20 protein-coding genes and 1 pseudogene are annotated in these 21,159 nt (G+C 45.3%); 14 read left to right on the forward strand and 7 right to left on the reverse strand.

The annotated features are described in order from the left end of the window. Window positions 1-108: 108 nt before the first annotated feature. From KI350_RS17180 to melA, 10 genes are all read left to right on the forward strand, one after another. Entirely contained in the window at window positions 109-1,362 is a 1,254-nt protein-coding gene (locus KI350_RS17180; RefSeq protein WP_065643351.1) for an MFS transporter, read from the forward strand. A 190-nt stretch (window positions 1,363-1,552) separates the two neighbouring features. After that, window positions 1,553-1,732, forward strand: a complete 180-nt coding sequence (locus KI350_RS23090; RefSeq protein WP_255265632.1) for a DUF2690 domain-containing protein — start codon at window positions 1,553-1,555, stop codon at window positions 1,730-1,732. Window positions 1,733-1,982: 250 nt separating this feature from the next. After that, window positions 1,983-3,080 (forward strand): Rap family tetratricopeptide repeat protein, encoded by a 1,098-nt coding sequence (locus tag KI350_RS17190; protein ID WP_025811723.1) that lies wholly within the window; start codon window positions 1,983-1,985, stop codon window positions 3,078-3,080. After that, window positions 3,080-3,196: a hypothetical protein gene (locus tag KI350_RS17195; RefSeq protein WP_020450851.1), complete on the forward strand. Its 117-nt coding sequence runs from the start codon at window positions 3,080-3,082 to the stop codon at window positions 3,194-3,196. The genes KI350_RS17190 and KI350_RS17195 overlap by 1 nt, the downstream gene beginning before the upstream one ends. A 250-nt stretch (window positions 3,197-3,446) precedes the next feature. Continuing rightward, window positions 3,447-3,941, forward strand: a complete 495-nt coding sequence (locus KI350_RS17200; protein ID WP_035339034.1) for a hypothetical protein — start codon at window positions 3,447-3,449, stop codon at window positions 3,939-3,941. Between the two features lie 336 nt (window positions 3,942-4,277). Next, on the forward strand, window positions 4,278-5,315 hold the full coding sequence (locus KI350_RS17205; RefSeq protein ID WP_035339032.1) for a LacI family DNA-binding transcriptional regulator: 1,038 nt from the start codon (window positions 4,278-4,280) through the stop codon (window positions 5,313-5,315). A gap of 114 nt (window positions 5,316-5,429) precedes the next feature. After that, window positions 5,430-6,683 (forward strand): ABC transporter substrate-binding protein, encoded by a 1,254-nt coding sequence (locus KI350_RS17210; protein ID WP_025811720.1) that lies wholly within the window; start codon window positions 5,430-5,432, stop codon window positions 6,681-6,683. Between the two features lie 42 nt (window positions 6,684-6,725). Then, on the forward strand, window positions 6,726-7,649 hold the full coding sequence (locus KI350_RS17215; RefSeq protein ID WP_035339030.1) for a carbohydrate ABC transporter permease: 924 nt from the start codon (window positions 6,726-6,728) through the stop codon (window positions 7,647-7,649). Continuing rightward, the gene (locus KI350_RS17220; protein WP_025811718.1) at window positions 7,650-8,480 is read left to right on the forward strand and encodes a carbohydrate ABC transporter permease; all 831 of its coding nucleotides are present in this window, start codon (window positions 7,650-7,652) and stop codon (window positions 8,478-8,480) included. A gap of 30 nt (window positions 8,481-8,510) precedes the next feature. After that, entirely contained in the window at window positions 8,511-9,809 is a 1,299-nt protein-coding gene (gene melA / locus KI350_RS17225; RefSeq protein WP_025811716.1) for an alpha-glucosidase/alpha-galactosidase, read from the forward strand. A gap of 24 nt (window positions 9,810-9,833) precedes the next feature. On the opposite strand, the gene KI350_RS17230 is transcribed toward melA, so the two are convergent. Further along, complete coding sequence (locus tag KI350_RS17230) at window positions 9,834-10,988, reverse strand: AbrB family transcriptional regulator (protein ID WP_025811714.1); 1,155 nt, start codon at window positions 10,986-10,988, stop codon at window positions 9,834-9,836. 209 nt (window positions 10,989-11,197) lie between these two features. On the opposite strand from KI350_RS17230, the gene KI350_RS17235 reads away from it, so the two are divergent. From KI350_RS17235 to KI350_RS17245, 3 genes are read left to right on the forward strand one after another with little or no spacing between them, the layout of a single operon-like run. Continuing rightward, entirely contained in the window at window positions 11,198-11,431 is a 234-nt protein-coding gene (locus tag KI350_RS17235) for a spore coat associated protein CotJA (protein ID WP_020450858.1), read from the forward strand. Window positions 11,432-11,436: 5 nt separating this feature from the next. Then, window positions 11,437-11,700, forward strand: a complete 264-nt coding sequence (locus KI350_RS17240; RefSeq protein WP_020450859.1) for a spore coat protein CotJB — start codon at window positions 11,437-11,439, stop codon at window positions 11,698-11,700. Between the two features lie 21 nt (window positions 11,701-11,721). Next, window positions 11,722-12,291, forward strand: a complete 570-nt coding sequence (locus tag KI350_RS17245; protein ID WP_023856600.1) for a manganese catalase family protein — start codon at window positions 11,722-11,724, stop codon at window positions 12,289-12,291. 44 nt (window positions 12,292-12,335) lie between these two features. Here the strand turns inward: KI350_RS17245 and KI350_RS17250 are convergent, their stop codons facing one another. Both KI350_RS17250 and KI350_RS17255 read right to left on the reverse strand, forming a co-directional pair. Beyond that, window positions 12,336-13,955: an AMP-binding protein gene (locus tag KI350_RS17250; protein WP_145685701.1), complete on the reverse strand. Its 1,620-nt coding sequence runs from the start codon at window positions 13,953-13,955 to the stop codon at window positions 12,336-12,338. Window positions 13,956-14,029: 74 nt separating this feature from the next. Next, complete coding sequence (locus KI350_RS17255) at window positions 14,030-15,232, reverse strand: MDR family MFS transporter (protein ID WP_026579934.1); 1,203 nt, start codon at window positions 15,230-15,232, stop codon at window positions 14,030-14,032. 115 nt (window positions 15,233-15,347) lie between these two features. On the opposite strand from KI350_RS17255, the gene KI350_RS17260 reads away from it, so the two are divergent. Then, entirely contained in the window at window positions 15,348-17,111 is a 1,764-nt protein-coding gene (locus KI350_RS17260; RefSeq protein WP_035339024.1) for an ABC transporter substrate-binding protein, read from the forward strand. A gap of 20 nt (window positions 17,112-17,131) precedes the next feature. On the opposite strand, the gene KI350_RS17265 is transcribed toward KI350_RS17260, so the two are convergent. From KI350_RS17265 to KI350_RS17280, 4 genes and pseudogenes are all read right to left on the reverse strand, one after another. After that, complete coding sequence (locus KI350_RS17265) at window positions 17,132-18,367, reverse strand: cell wall-binding repeat-containing protein (RefSeq protein ID WP_020450864.1); 1,236 nt, start codon at window positions 18,365-18,367, stop codon at window positions 17,132-17,134. An 83-nt stretch (window positions 18,368-18,450) separates the two neighbouring features. Further along, window positions 18,451-19,818: a sensor histidine kinase gene (locus KI350_RS17270; protein WP_003180417.1), complete on the reverse strand. Its 1,368-nt coding sequence runs from the start codon at window positions 19,816-19,818 to the stop codon at window positions 18,451-18,453. Then, a complete protein-coding gene (locus tag KI350_RS17275) occupies window positions 19,815-20,456 on the reverse strand; it encodes a response regulator transcription factor (protein ID WP_043054576.1) in 642 nt (213 codons plus the stop codon). The genes KI350_RS17270 and KI350_RS17275 overlap by 4 nt, the downstream gene beginning before the upstream one ends. Window positions 20,457-20,569: 113 nt before the next feature. Next, a pseudogene (locus KI350_RS17280) lies at window positions 20,570-21,014 on the reverse strand (ferritin-like domain-containing protein). Window positions 21,015-21,159 lie beyond the last annotated feature (145 nt).

Consider the following 21,159-nt stretch of genomic DNA (forward strand, 5'->3'; position numbering starts at 1 on the left):
TATGACCACAGACAGATTTCGAAAAGATACAATCTATGAAGTCTAAATCGAAAGTCAAAGGAAGAGTAGAAAATAATGGATCATTTAAAAGTTGAAGGAGGAAGTTTGATGACAAAAGAGACGGGATCAGTTGAAGGTAAAGGAAAACAACCACTGATTCCCTATTGGGTTAAAGTTGTTATCGTATTTTTCTTCGGTTGGGTAGCTCTTTATGCAACGCGAACAATATTAAACCCGATTATGGGGGATATTGAATCAGCGTTTTCATTAAGCAAGGCACAACTTGGCTTAATTATGAGTATATTTTTCATCGGTTATGCAAGTATGAACGTTCCTGCAGGAATATTAGGAGATAAAATTGGAAAAAAACGAGTGTTGGTTCCAGGTGTTATTCTATTTGGATCGCTAGCAGCAGTTACAGGAATGATGCCTACATTTTTTCTATTTATCTCTGCATGGCTTATGGTTGGTATGGCTCAGGGGGTATATTATGGGCCGCAATATGGAATATCATCCGAAATGATCCCGAAGAACCGTTTAACATTAGGTAGTGCTGTAATTAATGCAGGGATGGCTTTCGGTACTTCAATTGGCTATTATATCTCCAGTTATGTTGTAGGAGAATGGGGATTCGGATGGAGAATTCCATTTTTTATCATCGGAGTGCCGGTTGTACTTATTGGTATTGCAATGGCAATTGTAATTAAAGACAAGCCCAAAAATGATAAAGAGGTTAAAGGCACCGCTGAACCGTTTAAGTTTTCATCTTTATTTAATAGAAACTTAATTTTGGCTTATATTATTATTTTCTGCTCTATTTACGGATTCTTTATGATTATTACTTGGTTGCCATACTATTTAGAAACAGCACGCGGTTTAACCGGAGGAAATATCGCCTTTGTTGCATCACTTGTTCCATGGGCCGCGATTCCAGGTTCATTATTTTTTAGTTGGCTGTCAGATAAGCTAGGCCGGCGTAAACCAGTTTTGCTTATGATGTTACCGTTTGGTATTTTATCAACAGCTGCAATTGTTTACTTTGATAGCTTACCAATTCTGTATATGACACTAATTGTGTATGGAATTGTAGGGAAAATTAGCGTTAATCCCGTTTTAATTGCGGTTGTAGCTAATAATGCACCAAAGCAATCATTAAGTACAGCATTTGGATTCTACAACTTTGTTGGAATGTTAGGTTCCATTTTAGCTCCGTATATTACAGGCTGGCTTACAGACGCTACAGGAAGTATGAATATAGGATTTTATTTTGCAGCAGCTCTGTTAGTCATCGCATTGATTGCAACATATTTAATAGATGAAAGTAATTTGCCCTCTGTTGATAAAGCAGCTAAAAATCATTAGTCAGTAAAAGCTTATGACTTCTTCACTGTAATTGTGATTCAAGCAGCATAACAAAGGCGACAGCCAGACTGATAGATGCAAATAATAAACAATTCGGGATCGCGGTGTAAAAATTGGGCTGCGTCTGCAAAACAGCATGGGCTAAAATGACGCTGGACAAAGCAGCGCGCTCAGGCTTGGAGGCAAATGCATATGTGAAAAGAAACAAGACGGGAAAGAACTGAGCGGCAGCTCAGCTGGAGGAAACGGAAAAGTGCTCCCGGGTCAGACATCCTGTTATACACCGATGGTTTATGTTCTCGATCCGCGTTCTTCATATGCGATGTGGAAATATTATCATTCATCAAGCGGAACCCTCGCTTATGCCTAGATAAGTTCGTATTTATATTAAAGCAATGAAAGCACCCTTTCAGCAAGGGTGCTTTTTGCTGTCTTATCAGTCCCGGTTTCTCATTTCTTGAAGAGTCATTTGACCTAATGAAGGGGCAGAAATAGCGGGGGATTCAAAAAAACTGTGCAAAATGAACTATTACTATTAATTTATATAAGGGGAAAAATATAGTATGATAAGAAATGAATAAAATACAAAAAAATTGAATATCGGCAGAAAGGAGCTCCATATGAACAAAATCGCCGCGGAAGAAGTCGCCAACATGCTCAATACATGGTACCGCGCCATTAGAAGAAGCGATGCTGAACAGTCGATCAGGCTGTTTGAACAAATCAAACCGCTGCTGGCAGACATGGAGGAAGATCAGGAAGTTTTGATCTACTATTCCCTGCTGGAACTGCGGCATAAAATTATGCTCTACGATTCGAGAGGCAAAAAGATAGAGCAGCACGACGTATCGGCCGGCGACAGTGCTGCATCACATATGACATCCTATTACTACTACCTGTTTTCAGGAGCTTATGAAGTGTATAAAAAAAATTATGAGCAGGCAATCAGCTTCTATAAAATTGCCGAGAAGAAGCTTGCTCATGTACATGATGAAATTGAAGTTGCCCAATTTCACGATAAAGTCGGAAAGCTCTACTATTACTTGGGCCAGAATATCGTCTCTTTAAACCATACCCGGCAGGCGATGGAAATTTTCAAAGGACATGGCGACCATGACATGAACCTTGTCTCAACTTATATTACAATGGCCGGAAATTATACCGAGATGGGGAAATATACAGAGGCGGAAGAATATTTAACAGAAGCAATCCATACTGTCAGAAAAGCCGGCGACCATTTTAAAGAAATGCAGCTCCTTCATAATTTTGCCTTGCTTTATGCGGCGATGGACAAATCGGACAAGAGCATTCAATTTTTGGACATCGTTTTGAATGATCATGCATATGCTGCATCGGATTATTATTTCAATGTCGTGTTTTTAATGATCAAAGAGCTGTTTAAAACCGGAGACTATGAACGCGCCGCAGCCTTTTACAAAGAAGGGAAGGAAAGGTCGCAATCTGCGGCGAATGAAATATTTGACGCTAAAATCGATCTTTTATATGCGGCTTATGCTGGATGTGGTGAACAGGCGGTTAAAGACTGCAAAGACAACATAGAAATCCTCTTTCAAGCAAAGCAATACGACAGTGCCAGAGAACTTTCTCTCTTAACGGCCAATGTTTACAGATCAAAGTCTCTTTATAAAGAGGCCGCACATTTCTTTTTGGAAGCGATTAAAGCGGAAGAAAAAATGAAAAAAGTGGAGGGAATGTGATGAAAAAACTGTTCATTGTTGCTGCGATTGCTGCCGTCGTATGTTCGGGATGGTTTGCGGCAGAAACTCATTCGCCATCCGGCGACATGCAGATTGCTGAAAAGATGGTTGGTTAAAACGAATACTCGGAACAAATATTGAATATCCGCTCCTCCAGCAACGGGGCGGATTTTTCTTCGGATAAAGGTAAAGGATTGGAGGATATGAACAACACATAAGCTCTAAAATATTTAAAATTATGGCATGATAAACGCGGCTATGGCCTTGAATACATCTTCACCACTACTTATGGTGATTGAACTTGGGTCAAATTTTATAACAAAATTGTATATTTAAATTACAACAAAAAGAGAGGAATAGTCATAAATGGGTGAAAAAAATAAAGGAAAAAACTACTCTATTGGGGATCATATTTTTGCAATTTTGGTTGTTCTTCTTATGTGTGTATTTCTTATTTCTTCCCCTTTTCTGATATTCTTCGGAGTCTTTAAATTGGTGGCTTTGGCACCAGATGTGTCAATCAATACAAAAGGTACTTTTGATTCTGTGATAGTTTTATTTAAGTTTTTTGTTCTCACTGTGGTAGTTGTAGGGATTGTAGACGTAGTCTTTTCTCAAATTTTATCGAAAAAACGGGGATTTCTCAATTTTGTTATTGAAGCTTTGTTGATGTTTTGTGTTTTTTATCTCTATGTATTGATTTATTCAATGAATTCTCAGGAGATTGTTATACGGAATAATGGTGTGTTCTTAGTATCTTTATTTTTGTTTGCTTTGTATTTGCTAATAAATGTAGCATATCCTGTTTCAAGGCGGTTATATAAGGCAACCATGAAAAACATACAGAAAAAAAACAACTAAAAGAGCAGGCTGCTGTCTGCTCTTTTAAAATTCATCTATAATTGCCAAAAGTTCTGTGTCATTAATTTGAATAGGCTCTTAATCCGACTACGTTAAGGATTTTAGAATCAAAGTTAATCAATGTTCAACCTCTTATATTTTGGTAAGTAATGGGTGATAAGGCGAAAGCAAAGATAAGATAAGCAGCTTCAGGAACAGCAGCAAGATCTAGAGAGGTCCTAAAAGAGCTTGGTTAAAAACTTAATTTTTTAAATATTGAAAACATTTACTTTGTTTGTTATGATGCCTTTAGTAAAGTTTAGTGAATATGGATCTTAAAGACAGGGCGGGATGAAAATGGCGACGATTAAAGAAATTGCGCTTCAGGCTAAAGTATCAAGCACAACGGTTTCAAGGGTTTTGAACCATGACCAGTCATTAGCGGTGGCACCTGAAACAAGGAAGCGGATTTTGGATATTGCAGACCGGCTCGGCTATAAAAACACGCGCAGACGCCGCGACGTATATGTCTCAGAAAGCGGGGAAAGCCCGCGAATCGGCATTGTTGTCTGCCAATCACAGGAAGAAGAGCTGAACGATCCATACTTTTATTCCATCAGGCAAGGAATTGAAAGCGAGTGTTTTGATAGAGGAGCGTTTATTACGAAGTTTATTCAGCTGAGCAGCATCCGCTCAAATCAGCTTGCAGGCGATGTCGACGGCTTAATCGTCATCGGAAGGATCGATTTTGCCGGCTTGCAGCAGTGCATGGGCGCGCTCAACAACGTCGTGTACATCAACCATACAGACAATGAAGAATTGCGCGACTCGGTTGTCGTCGATTTTGAGAAGGCGACGGGGAGGGCGCTGAACCATTTGAAATCGCTCGGCTATACAAGGCTCGGTTATATCGGCGGAAGAGAAAAAGAGCACTTTCGAATCAGCGATCAGGAGACAAACGTCATTGAAATTGAAGACAAACGGCTGACTGCGTTTCTGGAGACGGCCGGTTCGGAAAACGCGAAGCATATTTATGTCGGCGAGTATTCGATGCAGCAAGGCTATGAGCTGATGAAAAAAGCGATTCTTGAGAAAAACGTTCCCGAAGCTTTTTTTATCGCCAGCGATTCGATGGCCATCGGCGCGCTCCGGGCTCTTCGAGAATCGGGACTCAAGGTTCCCGAAGATGTTGCCATCGTCAGCTTCAACGGCATTGAAGCGTCCGAATTTGCTAATCCGCCATTGACTACCGTAAAGGTTCATACAGAAGAGATGGGCCGGACGGGTGTGAAACTGCTGCTCGACAGAATGAAAGGACGGGAACTCCCGCTGAAAGTGACCGTACCTTCAGAACTGATGATTCGGGAAAGCTGCGGATTCAGCAAGCGGGGCTAATGGTAAGGATCAGGCGCTTTTCAAGGAGGTGAGGCAAATAGGTTTACTAAATGACAGTAAATAATGAAAGTGCATTTTACCCACCGTCAAAATTTCATAATTGGAGTGAAATTGATGAAAAAAATCATTTTCTCTTTTATTCTCCTGATCATTTTGCCTGCACTAGCAGCGGGCTGCTCGGGAAAGAATGCCGGAAAGAACGGAGACGTCACACTCACAATGTTTTCGACAATGACAAAAGACAGTGAAAAACAGACGCTCAGAAGCATCGCAGATGATTTTGAAAAAGAAAATGAAGGCATCAAAATCGATATCAGCTTTCCCGGACCGGACTATGAAAATATGCTGCGTGTCAAAATGGCGGCAAATGACATGCCTGACTTGTTCGATACGCACGGCTGGGCGAAGATCCGCTACGGGGAATACACCGCAGATTTAAAAGACATGGAATGGGTGAAGCATCTCGACCCAAACCTCGATCCGATTTTGAAGGATGAAAAAGGCAAAGTATATGCCTATCCTTTCAATCAGGCAAAAGACGGGATCGTCTATAATGCCGGTTTGTTGCAGAAATACGGTCTCAAGCCTCCGCACACGTTGAACGAACTGATGCACGCGCTGGAAACGATCAAAGAAAAAAGCAATGGGAATGTCATTCCTTTTTGGTTCGCAGGTTCAGATAAAGGCGCTTTAGCTCAGTTTTATGATCAGTTTGCCACCCCGCTTCTCATTACAGATGATCGCCGCAATGAAAAAAAAGCTTTGGAAAACGGCACATTCGACTGGTCCGGCTACACACTTCTCGCAGAAATCTTTAAAGAAATGCAGGAAAAGGAATTGATCAATAAAGATATCCTAACGGCAAAACCGTCGCAATTGGTCGAATTAATGGCACAAGGAAAAATCGGCTTTACTCTCTCGGTCACATCGATCGGCCCTGATACGAGAGAAGTCAATCCTGATATCCAGTTAGGCGTGATGCCGACGCCAGCCGTTTATGAAGGCGACAAACCGAGCTGGATTGGAGGAGAGCGCCATACCGTTGCTGTCTGGAAAGACTCTGAACACCTCGAAGAAGCAAAGCGGTTTATTGAATTCGCCGCACAGCCCAAATATGCGAAAAAGATCGCCGAAGCCACCTCATTTCCTCAAGCGTTAACCAACACAGAAGCCGAAAACTACTATTCTAAGTTTTATGATCAATATAAAGAAATCGAAATCGAACCGTACTTTGACCGTGTCTACCTCCCGAGCGGAATGTGGGACGTCATGGGGACGACGGGACAGGAACTTTTGGCCGGTACGTTAACGCCGAAGCAGGTATCGGAAAAAATGAAACAGGAGTACAGCAGACTGCAAGATCAATAGAAAGGATCGTTTTCATCATGATGAAAAAAGAAGGGTGAAATGATGAGCGAATTAGCTAAAGAAAAAAGTCTGACTATTGCGAAAAGAAAAAAGGGATTTGTGAAGAAAAGCGGATCACTCTGGTGGATGTATCTTCCCGCCTTGGCGCTTGTATCCATTTTTATGATTTATCCGTTTGCCAGCGGCATTAAAATCACGTTTACGAACTGGAACGGTTTTTCACAGTCGTATGACTGGATCGGCTTTGCCCAATATAAACGGATGCTGGCCGACCCGGCCACATGGCTTGTCGTCAGAAACACCCTGCTGTATGGACTGGGCAGTACGATTTTGCAAAATGTCATCGGTCTTCTCTATGCTCTCCTGCTGTTTAAAAGCATCAGAATGAAAGCGCTGACACGTACGGTTGTCTATTTGCCCGTCATCATCAGCCCGCTGATCATGGGGTATATCTGGTATTTCTTCTTCTCCTATGAAGGAGGCGCCTTGAACGATGTGCTGAAATTATTCGGAGCAGCTCCTGTAAACGCTTTGAGCAGCCCGGAAATCAATCCGTGGATCATCGTATTTGTGAATTCGTACCAGTTTGTCGGTATTGCGATGGTCATTTATTTAGCAGGTCTCGGAAGCATTCCGAAAGATTTTTATGAAGCGGCGCAAATTGACGGGGCAAGCGGTTTTCAGCAGTTTTGGAAGATTACGCTGCCGCTGTTGATGCCTTCTGTCACAATCAACATGGTCATCAATATCATCGGCGGACTGAAGCTGTTTGATGTCATTTTAGCGCTGACAGGCGGCGGTCCGGGAAATGCTTCGCAATCGATGTCGACTTTTATGTACGATTTGTATTTTAAAAGGCAGGATGCCGGTTATGCAGCCGCACAGGGGGTTTTCATGGCGGCGTTGATACTGCTGATCAGCTTTACGGCTCTTATTTATTTTAAGCGCAAGGAGGTCGAAGCCTAGATGAATCACCAAGAGAAAAAGAAGCGGGCGCTGTGGACGGCACTGGCGGCATGCATTACCGTTTTTCACCTGATTCCATTTTATATTTTGCTGACGACCGCGCTGAAAGCAAAGGGGGATTTCAGCTCGAAATGGAAGTTCCCTGACGAAATCAGCCTCGGTAATTTCGCAGAAGCATGGGATAAAGCAGGTCTGGCCGGCTCGTTTTTCAATACCGCTGCGATCACTCTTGCTTCGGCGGCTCTGTTGATTATGATCGGCTCTCTGGCGGCCTATCCCCTCGCCAGACGAAGAACAAAGCTCAATCAAGCCGTATACTTTCTGTTTATCGGCATTATGATCATTCCGCCGCTGACATCAATGGTTCCTTTATACAAAATGGTGGTGGAGTTCGGCATGCTGAATACGCTCGAAATCGCGATATTGAATAATACGGCGGCTTATATGCCCTTGACAATTTTTTTGTATGCCGGATTTATCCGTTCGACGATTCCGAAAGAGCTTGAAGAGGCGGCAAGAATCGACGGGGCGAGCACGGCGGGCATTTTCTTCAGAATTGTCTTTCCTTTATTAAAGCCGGTGACTGCGACGATTTGCATTATTGCCTGCGTATTCATTTGGAACGACTATCAGTTTTCGATCTTTTTCCTTCAAGACAAAAGTGTGCAGACTTTGACTGTGGCGATTGCCGGATTCTTTGGGCAAAATGCGAACAACCTGCACTTGGTGGCGGCAGCTTCACTGATGGCGATGCTGCCGATGACGATTCTATTTTTATTCCTGCAAAAGTACTTTATAAAAGGATTATCAGCAGGAGCGCTAAAAGGTTAGCGGAAATTTCACGGGGAAAGGAAGATATGAATGACTAAAATTGCTTTTATCGGAGCAGGGAGCACAATTTTTGCGAAAAATGTGCTGGGGGACTGCCTGATGGTTCCGGCGGTCAACGGATTTGAATTTGCTTTGTATGATATCGATCCGCAGCGTCTCAAAGAATCTAAAGAAATGCTTGAACATTTAAAAAACCGCTATAACAACACGGTATCGATCCGCGCTTATGACGATAGAAAAGAAGCTTTGGCGGGGGCGAAATATGTGATCAATGCCATTCAGGTCGGCGGCTATAAACCGGGCACAGTCATCGATTTTGAGATCCCGAAAAAGTACGGCCTCAAACAGACGATTGCCGATACGGTCGGAATCGGCGGGATATTCAGAGCGCTGCGGACGATTCCCGTTTTATTGGATATGGCAAAAGACATCGAATGCGCGGCGCCCGACGCCTGGCTCTTAAATTACACAAACCCGATGGCTTCTTTAACCGGTGCGCTGCTTCGCTACACGGACGTGAAAACGGTCGGTCTTTGCCACAGCGTACAAGTATGCACAAAAGACCTTTTCAAATCCCTCGGCATGAAGCATGAACGAATCGAAGAAAGAATCGCCGGTATCAATCATATGGCCTGGCTTCTTGAAGTAAAGCAAGACGGAAAAGACTTGTATCCAGAAATCAAAAAACGGGCAAAAGAAAAGCAGAAAACGAAACATGATGACATGGTCAGATTTGAACTGATGGATAAATTCGGCTACTATGTGACCGAATCATCCGAACATAACGCGGAGTACCACCCTTATTTCATCAAAAGCCATTATCCCGAACTGATTGAAGAGCTGAATATTCCGATTGACGAATATTTGAGAAGGTGCGAGAAGCAGATTCAAAACTGGGAAAAGATGCGCGGCGAAATCGTCGGCAACCGGCATTTAACCCACGACCGGTCAAACGAATACGGCTCAAGAATCATCGAAGCGATGGAAACCGGACAGCCGTTTACATTCGGGGGAAATGTCTTGAATAAAGGATTGATTCCAAACCTTCCGGAAAAAGCCGTCGTTGAAGTGACGTGCGTCACTGAGCGGAACCGGATCACTCCGTGCGCCGCGGGCGAGCTGCCTGAACAGCTGGCGGCTTTAAACCGCACCAATATCAATACACAGCTGTTAACGATTGAAGCGGCAATAACAAAAAGAAAAGAGCACATTTACCATGCCGCATTGCTTGATCCGCATACAGCTGCGGAATTATCGATGGATGATATTGTAAGCATGTGCGATGAATTGATCGAAGCACACGGCGACTGGCTGCCGGAATTTGAATGAAAAAATAAAGCCCGAGCGAAGGGATCAGCCTTCAGCTCGGACTTTTTTCATGCGGGGGTGTGAATATTTTTCCGACTTTTGATGAAGCAATCGGAAGAATGGAGGAAGCATCGCGATCACGAGCACCACCCGCAACACTTGGACGGCGACGACGAACGTAGAGTCGGCGTGAAGCGTGACAGATGTTGTCGCCATTTCCGCGATTCCCCCCGGAGCAAACGCCAATATGGCCGTTGTCAGGGAAATGCCTGCCGCTTTAGCGGTGACGGCTGCGCTTAAAATCATCGCAATGATCAGTCCGACGGAGCTGGCAAGTGCGACGATCAGCGTTTTTCTGACGCCGATAAACATTTCTTTGCTGATTTTTGAACCGATCGTCGCGCCGAGACAAATTTGCGACAGCACTGAAAAGCCGTGGGGCCACCAGGCTGTTGCGCTGAGCCCGGTCATTGAAGCGCCTGCGATTTGCAGAACGGCCGCACCGGTCATGCTTCCGAGCAGCCATGGCGCCGGAAACCGCAGTGCTTTCATCGCTTTGCATACCACGAATCCGCCCAGCACGATCAGCGCAGTCCATGCGATATGAGGCGCTTCAAAAGCCGATGTTCCCGCGGCGATCACTTGGCTGCCGGCAGTATGGGCGTCAGGCTGCTTCGCATTTATGAAAAAAACGAAAAAAGGAATGGTCATGACGACCAGAAGCACACGTATCATCTGCACGAGACTGACGATTGCCGTGTTCGCTCCCACTTCCTGAGCGATGCCCGGCATCGCGGAAAGCCCGCCGGGGGCCGTTCCCACAAAACTCGTCAGCATATCGGTCTTGCTGAACCTCCATAAGACAAAGCCCGACAGCATGGCGAACACGACGGAAAGGAGGAGCATGACGCCGACAATCAGCCAATTTTCCTTAAAAATCGAAATCACGGACATATTGATTTTCTGGCCGAGCTCAATTCCCAATAGCATTTGGCCGAACTGAAGCCAGCCATGATGGATGCCGTTTTGTCTGACCGCAGCCTTTAACGGTGACGGGCGAAACAGCGACAGACAAGCGGCTGCTGTCATTGTGCCGACCATCCAGCCGATCGTCATGCCGGTCAAAGAGAGAAGAAATCCCCCAAAACTGCTGATTAATATCAATAATATATCCCGAAGGAAATCTCTTTTTTCCCTCAAATGAAAAACCTTCTTCCTGATTACTGCAATCATTTTGTTCACTAAGTAAAGTATTTCTATATATCACTATATAATAATTTTAGTGATTGGTAAAATACGAATTTATTTAAAAGATTAATAAGAAAAACTGATCGTTCATTTTTGAACATAACAGATGGAACATATGAATACATTAAATTAGATTCGATCACAAATAGAGGTGAACCGATATGAAACATTCCAAGGAATCATTCACCAAAGTCAAATCGTATCGTCCGTTTCACAGCGCTTTTGATCCGTGTCCTCCGATCGGTAAAAGATATTACAGAACCCCTCCAAATCTATATCTAGGTTTTCAGCCCCGCGGCCTTCCGCAGTTTTCCCCGATGGAGGCGCTGCAAAAAGGGACGCTTTGGCCCGTATTTTACGATCATTATGAAAATCCGTATGAAGATGGGAGGTAAGGGGGGTGACGAACTCTTTACCGCAAGACTATTATCAAAGGCTCCATGAAATTCAGGCCGTCGATTTTGTCATCGTTGAGCTGATGCTTTACCTTGATACACATCCCGATGATACCGACGCCATCAGACAATACAACCAGTATGCCGGATATTCAAGAAAACTGAAAGCGAAGTTTGAATCAAAATACGGCCCTTTGACGCAAGGGAGCCCGGATCAGACGGAATCCTATTGGAGCTGGAAAAAAAGTCCCTGGCCGTGGCAAGTTTAATAGAGGAAGGGAGTCAGGTTCATGTGGCTTTATGAGAAAAAACTGCAGTATCCTGTTAGGGTGAGAGAATGCAATCCGAGACTTGCCAAATTTTTGATTGAGCAATACGGCGGAGCGGACGGCGAATTGGCTGCGGCGCTTCGCTATTTGAACCAGCGCTACAGCATTCCTGACAAAGTCGTCGGACTGCTGACGGACATCGGTACGGAAGAGTTTGCTCACCTTGAAATGATTGCGACGATGGTATATAAATTAACAAAAGACGCGACACCCGAACAGATGAAGGAAGCCGGGCTCGGCGATCATTACGCAGACCATGACAAAGCCCTGTTTTACCATAACGCTGCCGGCGTTCCGTTCACCGCTACATACATCCAGGCAAAAGGCGATCCGATTGCCGATTTATATGAAGATATAGCGGCTGAAGAAAAAGCGAGGGCTACGTATCAATGGCTGATTGACATGTCGGATGATCCGGATTTAAATGACGGGCTGGCATTTTTACGGGAAAGGGAAATCGTTCATTCACAGCGCTTCCGCGAAGCTGTCGAAATTTTGAAGGAAGAGCGCGACAGTAAAAAAGTATTTTAAACAGCAAAAAGCCGAAAATACGATTGGTATTTTCGGCTTTTTGTTTACTGCACAGGGCTCGCAAGCAGCTCTTCTGCGCGGTCGCGAAGCACATACTTTTGGACTTTTCCGGAAGCGGTCAGCGGGTATTCGTCGATCAGAAATACGTACTCCGGAATTTTGTAATATGAAAGCTGTCTTTTGCAAAAATCTCTGACATCTTCAAGCGTCAGCTTTTTGCCCGGTTTGCATTTAATAAAGGCCGCCGTTTTTTCCCCGTATTTTTCATCAGGAACGCCGACAACCTGTACATCGACAATATCCTCATGTTCATAAAGGAATTCCTCTATTTCACGCGGGTATATGTTTTCACCGCCGCGGACGATCATATCTTTTAAGCGGCCGGTAATCCTCACGTATCCGTCCCGGTCCATTTCGGCCAAATCGCCGGTATGGAGCCAGCCGTCTTCATCAATGACCTTTTTGGTGGCTTCGTCCATTTTATAGTATCCCTTCATGACGAGGTATCCTCTTGTGCACAGTTCGCCTTGCTCGTCCGGGCCGAGCGTTTCCCCCGTGTCAGGATCCACAATTTTCATTTCTACATGCGGATGCACTTTACCGACGGTTTCAACGCGGCGTTCGATCGTGTCGGTGACCGTTGTCTGCGTAATCACGGGTGAAGACTCCGTTTGTCCGTATGCGATTGTGATATCCGTCATATTCATTTGCTTCATCACTTTTTTCATCACTTCTTTAGGACACGGGGAGCCTGCCATGATCCCGGTCCGCAATGAAGATAGGTCATAGTTTGCAAAATCGGGGTGGGTGAGCTCGGCGATAAACATTGTCGGCACACCCTGCAGTCCTGTACATCGCTCTTTTTCGACCGTTTGCAGGACGATGTCCGGTTTGAATTCGATGATCGGCAGCATGGCCGCGCCTGACGCGACACAGGCAAGCGTGCTTAGCACACAGCCGAAGCAGTGAAACAGAGGAACCGGAATGCACAGCCTGTCTTCGCTCGTCAGCCCCATTCTGTCGGCAACGATCGCCGCATTATTGACGATATTGTAGTGAGTCAGCATCACACCTTTTGGAAAGCCTGTTGTTCCCGACGTATACTGCATATTGATCACATCATCGTGTGTGAGTGATTGCTCTCTTTCGAAAAGGTCGGCATCAGAGACCGTTTCGCCCAGTTTGGCGATGTCGGCAAAAGCCGTCATATGTTCAGGGACTTTATTCTTGCCAAGGTAGACGAGATTTTTCAGCTTCGGCAGCTTTTCCGGATTTTTCATGATCTCGTCGACCATATCGATATAGGATGTCCCTTTGTAGCCGTCCATTAGAAAGAGGGTGGTGGAGTCGGAATATTCCAATAAGTACTCAAGTTCTCTCGCCTGATAGCTTGTATTGACGGTGACGAGCACAGCGCCGATTCTTGCCGTCGCAAACTGGAGCAGAATCCATTCCGGTATATTGGATGCCCAGATGGCGACATGCTCTCCTTTTTGAATGCCGAGCGCGAGCAGCCCTTTTGCAATTTTAGAGGTTTCTTCAACAAGCTCCTGATACGAATATCTTAAATCGAGCTCAGAATATACAACCGCTTCATGATTCGGAAACCGGCCGGCGGTTGATTTTAAAAGCCCGCCGATCGTTTGTTTTTTTAATGTAATCATAATGCCTCCTTGCCTCCCGAATAAAAACTGTTTCTATTATAGCACTTTGTTCTAGTACCAGGTACTATAAAGAATTAGTTTTTTCTTAGCCGGGAAGATAATGTTAATACTGTTCGGTATTGTGCAATTCCGCCGGCAGCCACGATTCCTGCAATAGCAAGAAATAGCGCTGCCCCGCCGAACTTGATGAACATCATCCCGCCTAAAAAAGGACCGATTGTCCGGGAAATATCCCAATGCAGGCCGAAAAATGCAAAATATCTGCCCCGCATATGATCGGGAGCAAGGCGCGAGACAAAGGTTTGCATGTGATTCAGCAGCATGCTTTCTGCCGCCGTAAATAAAACGGCAGTCGAGAGCAGCCAAAAGATCGATGATGAAAAAGCGAAACCAATTGCTGCCACAGCGTAGCATACATATGATATGGAAACGACCGTTTGGATGTTCAGTCCTTCCGTCCATTTGACAAGCGGAATTTGCATCGTAATGCTAAGAAGGGCGCGGCACACTGTATAAACAGTCAAGATGAATAGGAAATCTTCAAAAAGAGTTTCGAGATAAAGGCGGTAGTTTGACTCCAGTTGAGCATAGAACAGGCTGACGGGGACCGACAAGAACATCAAGGACAGAACCGGACGGTGCTGAAAAAATACCTTTTTTGCGGAAAGAAGTTTTTCCCTCTCCAAAATCTCCTTTTGCCTTTTTGACCGCCATACCTCGGGCATTTTAAAATAAACAACAAGCCAATAGAGAAAAAACGCACATGCCTGAAAGCCGAACATCAGGCTTGGCTGATAGGAATAGACTGCAAGTCCGGCGGCCGGACCGACCGCTGCGCCCAACCCTTCAATGGCATGAAGGACAGCGAACGCTTCAGAGCGACGCCCGCTTTCGGTGCTGTCCGTTATTTGGGCCCGCTGCGCAGGGATGTACAAAGCTCCCCCGATGCCGTTCAGCACATAAAAAAGAGCGAACAGCCAAATGTGATCTGCCATCATAAAACCGGCGGCAGAAACAGTCTGAAAGGCGAGCGCCGTCAGGATCACCTTCCGTCTTCCGATCCGATCCGTCAGTCCTCCTGCGACAAGCGTCACCGCGACCTCGGTCAGCGGTCTTGCTCCGATGACGAGCATCACCGGCAATATGCCAGTTCCAAGCACATCATACAGATAAAAAAGGAGGAAAGGGGCCAGCATGGCTCCCGTTATTCCGGTCAGGAACTCTCCGAAGAAGCAAATCAGCACGGGAGAACCGTACCTTTGTTTTAAACGGTTCATTTCATATCCTCCTTCAACATAGCAGTGCAATTAGTGTAAAATGGAAAATCATCAGTAAAAAGGACAGAAAACCAGGGGAGAAATTTCCCCTTTTATAAAGAGGGGGATAACGGAGATGAAATCGATCGAACATTACATGGAACTTACCGCGGGAATTAAATGCGAAAGCGAAGGGGAGGCAGAAGAGATTTCAGTCAGTGAAATCGCGGATATTCTGTATTGCACACCGAGGAACGCAAAACTGATTTTAGCGAAACTTGAAGGTTTGCAGTGGATTGCTTGGAAAAGGGGAAGGGGGAGAGGAAACAAATCAGAAATCCGCTTTTTAAAAGAACCTTGTGAACTGCTGCTTGAAACGGCGAAAAATGATACGAAAGAAGGTAAAATCGACCGGGCGAGACACCTTCTCGAAGCATATCAGCATTCGTGTCCGGACGCATTGCCGTCATATAAAGAGTGGCTTGAGCGCGTTTTCGGCTTTCAGACCGAATCGGAGGGCAGCAAGCAAAAAGATGTGCTGAGGCTCATGACCGCGATGGAGCCAGAGCATTTTAAGCGTCTTGATCCGTGCCGTATTTATCTGCGTTCAGAGAGCCATGTCGTTAAGCAGGTATGTGATACATTGATCCGTTTTAATGAAAAGGAAGGAGGTTTTATGCCGCATCTTGCCCACCACTGGGAATGTGACGCCGACCAAAAAACGTGGACGTTCTATTTGAGGAAAGGGATCTATTTCCATGATGGCACAACATTGACAGCTGAGGATGTTAAATACTCGTTTGAGCGTTTTATGCTGGATGATGAAAATAAATGCAAATGGCTCGCAGAGGATATCGGAAATGTTGCGGTCAGGGATGAATATAGTTTTGATATTTGTTTAAAGGCAAAAAACTCGCTGTTTTTGCATCATCTTTGCGATGAAAGGCTGTCTATTTTAAACCGCCATCAGAATGACGGACTGTTGATCGGGACGGGTCCTTTCAGACTTGTCCGCCGGGATGACCGGATTCTCGCGCTTGAAGCGCATGAGCGATATTTTCAAGGGCGGGCTTTTTTAGACCGGATCGAACTATGGTATATGGATGGCAATTTTTCTCTTGTCGACTACGGTTTTTATATGGAAAAAGAAGAACAAAGTCAGGTTTTCGATGAATGGCACGAGGAAAGGAATGTTCAGTACATCTCGGTGAATGCAAACAAATCGGGGCCTCTCAAGCATAAGGCGTTCAGGAAGGCTTTGCGGCAAATCATTTCCCCTTCACATATGGTCAGTGAATTAGCCGGACAACGGACGGCTCCGGCGGGAGGCTTTCTAAACCGGGATCTTCCGCCTGAATCCGGGGACGACGACATCGGCAAGCTGCTTATGGAAGGCCATTACAAAGGCGATCCGCTTCGGCTTTATACGTTTTCCGAACCGGATCACCGGGAGGATGCGTCATGGATCCAAAAGAGGTGCAGGCGGTACGGCATCGCACTAGAGGTTTGTTATATGAAAGCGGATGAGCTCATGAAGGAAGAAGTGATCGCAAAAGCCGATTTGATTCACGACAGTGCGACATTCGGACGTTCGGAAGAAATGAGCTGGCTGCACCTCCTTTTAACGGAAAACAGCTTTTTACACGTCCATATGCCGGGGGAATGGCAGAGGAAGTCCGCCTTGATGAGGGATCAGCTTCGTTTCATTGATGAGCATTCCAAGCGGATCAGCCTTCTGTGTGAGGCGGACCGCGCCTTGGCAGAAGAGGTTTACACGATTCCGCTATATCAAAACAATATTCGCGTTAAAGCGGGGGAAGCCATTCAAGGCATTGTGCTTAACGAAGAAGGATGGATTGATTTTTACGGCATCTGGTACAAAAAAGAGGCTCTTCTGTAAGAGCCCCTCCATTGTGTTTCTTAATGACCGGAATGTCCTCCATCCACTGACTTAATTTCCAATATGTCATCAAGAACGCCTTGCGTTCGAAATGAAATCTCATTTTCTGATCCGAGAATGAATGCATGGTTATAAGGGCCGTCCTGCGGTCTGTCCCGAAAAGAAGGCTCGATCTCGGATAAATAGCTGTACATCGTACTGTCTGCCTGTCCATTTTTGAGTAAAAGCAGAGGAGCGTGTTTTCCCAAATGGGAAAATGGCGCTCCGGCAAGCGCCAGCTCGGGCGCGGCCGTTGATGCGAAGGACAGTCCGTGTCCCGGATCTGTGATTCCCCACCCAAAACCGGTGTTTTTATCGCTGAATTTCGCAAACGCAATCGAATTTGCGACAGGCGTATCTCCGGAAATTCTTTTGACTGTTCCATATTCCTTTAATGCATCCTCCGTTTTTTCTGAAACGGCTTTTTTAGGGCCGAGAATATAGATGTTTGCTTTGCCGTCCCTTTTCTTTAATGCTGCGGCCGTCTCTTCGGGAATGCCTTTTTTGTTCACGTACAGGATCGGCTCAGGCATGTGGGCGATCCAGTTTACAGCCGGGAGCGAATAAAGTTCCGCATCTTCCTCGGATGATCCGATGATAACGCTTTTCGGATACTCATCGGCTGCATCCGCGTATTCTTTGTCAATCTCTTTTGCCAGATCAGCCTCGTTCTTCCCTTTCAGCTCTTTTATTTTAAAAGAGTTCAAAGCTTGAAGTGAATCGAATTCTCCGACAGCCATGATTTGCGTTCCGTCTGAAGTGCCCGTCGGGTTCAAGCGCTTGATTTCATTCTGAATCTGCCCGGAGATTTTCCCTTTTTCCGCGATTAAAACAGGTCCGTTATTCGGGTGATGGATCAGATCAGCTGATGCAAGAGCTGCCTGCCATGATCCGCCCGAAACTAAAATCACTGCGCCCGGCCTGTTTTGTTTATGAGTGGCCGGCCATATCGTTTGAGAGGTTTTGATGCTCATTTCTTCCGGTGTATTCGCGTCAAGTCTTGTCGTGTTCTTTGTGTTTTTCACCAGAAGCCCTTCTTCCGCCCGCTTATTGAAATCATTCGGAAGAGAAACGGCGTCTTTTTCTTTCATCTCCGAATGATTCTTTGTATGATGCTCCTTATGTCCGTCCGTCTTTCCCGAGCCGGAATTTTGGCATGCTGCGAGCGGAAGCGCGAAAACAAGCATGACAAAAAGTAAACCGGATTTCAATTTCATGGTGTTTTCCTCCTTTTTGGTCCAGATTACTGAGTAGTATACCCGGGAAATGTGCAAAACTGGTGCAGACATCTCGACATTTGTTACATATTAGAAGGCAGCGTGATGATAAATTCGCTTCCTTTCGGGGTTCTGTTTTTTATTGCAATCTGACCGCCGTGAAGCTCGACGATTTCTTTCGCGATGGCCAGGCCCAGCCCGGTACCGCCGGTTTGTCTCGATCTCGACTTATCGACCCGGTAAAAGCGCTCAAAAATATAATCCCGTTCTTCTTCCGGAATGCCGCAGCCTTCGTCCGCTATCGTAATCTTGACCTGATCCTCTGCTTTTGTTGCGGTGACGGATGCTATTGAATCAGGATCGGAGTATTGGCGGGCGTTGTTCAGCAAATTTGAGATCACTTGTGAAAAACGGACTTCATCGACTGAGACATAAAGATCCGCCGGGATGTCGAACGAAAGGCTGATTCGTTTTTCCGAAAAAGCGACTGCCGCTTTCTGAACTTCTTTTTTTATGAATGTGTGCAGGTGAACCTTTTTCTTACTGATTTGAAATCCGGGCTGTTTCAGTTTTGTCAGCAAAAATAAATCGTCAACAAGGGTGTTTAAATTGTCCGCTTCCTCTTTGATGATCGACAAGTACTGATTTCTGGCTTGTGGATCGAGTTTATCTCTCATCGCGACATCTGTGTAGCCTTTTATATATGTGATCGGAGTCCGCAGCTCATGAGCGACGCTTGACAGAAAATCGTTTCGTTCTTTTTGAAGCCTGCTGAGATTTGAAGAAAGGCTTTCGATTGATGCGGCGAGCTCGCCGAGTTCATCGTTCCGTTTGATATCAAGCGGAATCGAAGCTTGACCGTTTTTGATACTTTCGGTTGCTTCCTTCAGTTTAATAATCGGCTTCGCTAATACACGGCTGAACCAAAGAATAGCTGCGGCAGTTAAGACGCCGGTTAAGCCAAAGCTGAGGAAAAACCGCTTCGTAATGCTTGCCACCAAGGCTTTTATCGAGGAGGTCTCCAAATACATGAAGACGTAGCCGGCCGTTTCCCGTCCGTTCATGATCGGACTGATCGTACAAATATACTTTGATGTATTCCAATGGGACGATAAAGCGGTCCCTTTCCTCGGGATGTGTTTTTCTTCGAAATGAAGGTGTTCCGTCATGTCTCCCCGGGCAGACTGCGCCAATACGCGTCTATTTTGGTCCGTTATGATTACGTTTGTCCGGGCTTCGGTTTCCATCAGGGTGACGTGGTCTATCGTCCTTTTGTCAAAATGTTTTTCGAGGACGTCTCTGTGGCTGTTGCCCCTTAGTTGGAGCGCGCGGATTTCTTCGTTTATTCTTGTGTTGATAATCGTTGTATACAGCGCCGCAAAAAGGATGGTTTCGATGAAAAGGATTAAAATGAAAAATGAACCTGCGAGCTTAAATGAAATCTTTTTCATGCTCCGGTTCCTTTGCTTGTCCATTTGTAGCCGACGCCGTAGACGGTCCGGAGATGATCTTCAACCGGAAAGCCAGCTTTTTTCAATCGGTTTCGCAAATTTCTCATGTGTGAATCGATGGTGCGGGGCTCGATATCAGAGTTGAACCCCCAGATGTTCTCAATCAATTGGTCTCTCGAAAGCGCTTGATCCGTGTGGTTTAAGAGCGTCCCGAGCAGATCGAATTCACTTGGCGTAATGCCGATTTCCCGTTGATTGACATGCAGGGTATGATGCTGTTTATTCCAGATTAAACCGCGGAACCGGATTTCATGAAACCGACGGGTCCTGCGCAGGACAGCTTCTATTCTGGCAAGCAGCACTTTTTCGCTGAACGGTTTTGTTAAATAATCGTCTGCGCCGCAATTCAATCCGCGCACAATGTCATCCTGCCCGTTTTTGGCGGTGAGCATGATAATCGGAACGCTTGTCAATCTGCGGATCTCTTGGCACACCATCCATCCGTCCATCTCAGGCATCATAATATCGAGAATAACAAGATCAAAATTGTTCATTTTTATTAAATCCAGGGCTTCTTTTCCGGTGGCGGCTTTTGTGCACGAATAATGTTCTAAATAAAGCTCCAGCAGATCGAGCATCCGGATTTCATCATCGACAAGCAGCACGTTCAATGTTTTAGCACCTCTTTAGTCAAAATAAAAGTCCGCTATTTTAAAAATATACCCTATAAGGGTATATTGATCAAGGCGGATCATCTCTTTGTTAAGAAGTATAAAAACCAGACTGCATGGTTTTGTTTGTTCGTCAGCTGCCGCCCGCTTGAACGCCTCCCGTATCGCCCGGTCTTTCACATAGTCTGCGATGTCCAAATAAAAATCAACCGTTTCCTGTTCGTCTTTAAATGCGAACTCCAGCGCGTTTCGATACTGTTCCGGACAAGGCTCAGTTATGGAAATGTCAGGCTTTCGGCCGGTAAGAGACGTATAAAATGTTAGGAACGCATTAAAGTGGCGAATTTCATCTTGTCTGATTTCTAAAATCCGCTTTTTTGTTTCGGAATCCGGCGCCTTTTGGGCGATTTTTTGATAGCAGACGACCGCGCTGTGCTCTCCGTTTACCGCTTTTTCAAGATCCTTGATCAGCTTGTCGTTTTGCCTGGCGGGATAGGCGGGAAGATACGGCTGAACATACCACATCTTTTTCACCTCAACACTTTATATTTGACGTCCTGTCATTATATGTATGTGCTTGCATGCATGTGCCTATGGAAGGTTGAGCCTCGAACATGTGTCAAAATGATGTGCGGTGAGCACAATCTATTTTAAAAAAATGAAGTTTGAC

The organism is Bacillus sp. J41TS8, assembly GCF_018333035.1.
GTDB lineage: Bacteria > Bacillota > Bacilli > Bacillales > Bacillaceae > Bacillus > Bacillus paralicheniformis.

What these genes read in the sequence shown, in the direction of transcription:
- KI350_RS17220 (WP_025811718.1), top strand. Translation starts at nt 7,650, where the DNA reads ATGAATCACCAAGAGAAAAAGAAGCGGGCGCTGTGGACGGCACTGGCG.
- KI350_RS17180 (WP_065643351.1), top strand. Translation starts at nt 109, where the DNA reads ATGACAAAAGAGACGGGATCAGTTGAAGGTAAAGGAAAACAACCACTG.
- KI350_RS17210 (WP_025811720.1), top strand. Translation starts at nt 5,430, where the DNA reads ATGAAAAAAATCATTTTCTCTTTTATTCTCCTGATCATTTTGCCTGCA.
- melA (WP_025811716.1), top strand. Translation starts at nt 8,511, where the DNA reads ATGACTAAAATTGCTTTTATCGGAGCAGGGAGCACAATTTTTGCGAAA.
- KI350_RS17275 (WP_043054576.1), bottom strand. Translation starts at nt 20,456, where the DNA reads ATGCTCGATCTGCTGGAGCTTTATTTAGAACATTATTCGTGCACAAAA.
- KI350_RS17265 (WP_020450864.1), bottom strand. Translation starts at nt 18,367, where the DNA reads ATGAAATTGAAATCCGGTTTACTTTTTGTCATGCTTGTTTTCGCGCTT.
- KI350_RS17190 (WP_025811723.1), top strand. Translation starts at nt 1,983, where the DNA reads ATGAACAAAATCGCCGCGGAAGAAGTCGCCAACATGCTCAATACATGG.
- KI350_RS17215 (WP_035339030.1), top strand. Translation starts at nt 6,726, where the DNA reads ATGAGCGAATTAGCTAAAGAAAAAAGTCTGACTATTGCGAAAAGAAAA.
- KI350_RS17205 (WP_035339032.1), top strand. Translation starts at nt 4,278, where the DNA reads ATGGCGACGATTAAAGAAATTGCGCTTCAGGCTAAAGTATCAAGCACA.
- KI350_RS17270 (WP_003180417.1), bottom strand. Translation starts at nt 19,818, where the DNA reads ATGAAAAAGATTTCATTTAAGCTCGCAGGTTCATTTTTCATTTTAATC.
- KI350_RS17255 (WP_026579934.1), bottom strand. Translation starts at nt 15,232, where the DNA reads ATGAACCGTTTAAAACAAAGGTACGGTTCTCCCGTGCTGATTTGCTTC.
- KI350_RS17250 (WP_145685701.1), bottom strand. Translation starts at nt 13,955, where the DNA reads ATGATTACATTAAAAAAACAAACGATCGGCGGGCTTTTAAAATCAACC.
- KI350_RS17195 (WP_020450851.1), top strand. Translation starts at nt 3,080, where the DNA reads ATGAAAAAACTGTTCATTGTTGCTGCGATTGCTGCCGTCGTATGTTCG.
- KI350_RS17245 (WP_023856600.1), top strand. Translation starts at nt 11,722, where the DNA reads ATGTGGCTTTATGAGAAAAAACTGCAGTATCCTGTTAGGGTGAGAGAA.
- KI350_RS17235 (WP_020450858.1), top strand. Translation starts at nt 11,198, where the DNA reads ATGAAACATTCCAAGGAATCATTCACCAAAGTCAAATCGTATCGTCCG.
- KI350_RS17200 (WP_035339034.1), top strand. Translation starts at nt 3,447, where the DNA reads ATGGGTGAAAAAAATAAAGGAAAAAACTACTCTATTGGGGATCATATT.
- KI350_RS17260 (WP_035339024.1), top strand. Translation starts at nt 15,348, where the DNA reads ATGAAATCGATCGAACATTACATGGAACTTACCGCGGGAATTAAATGC.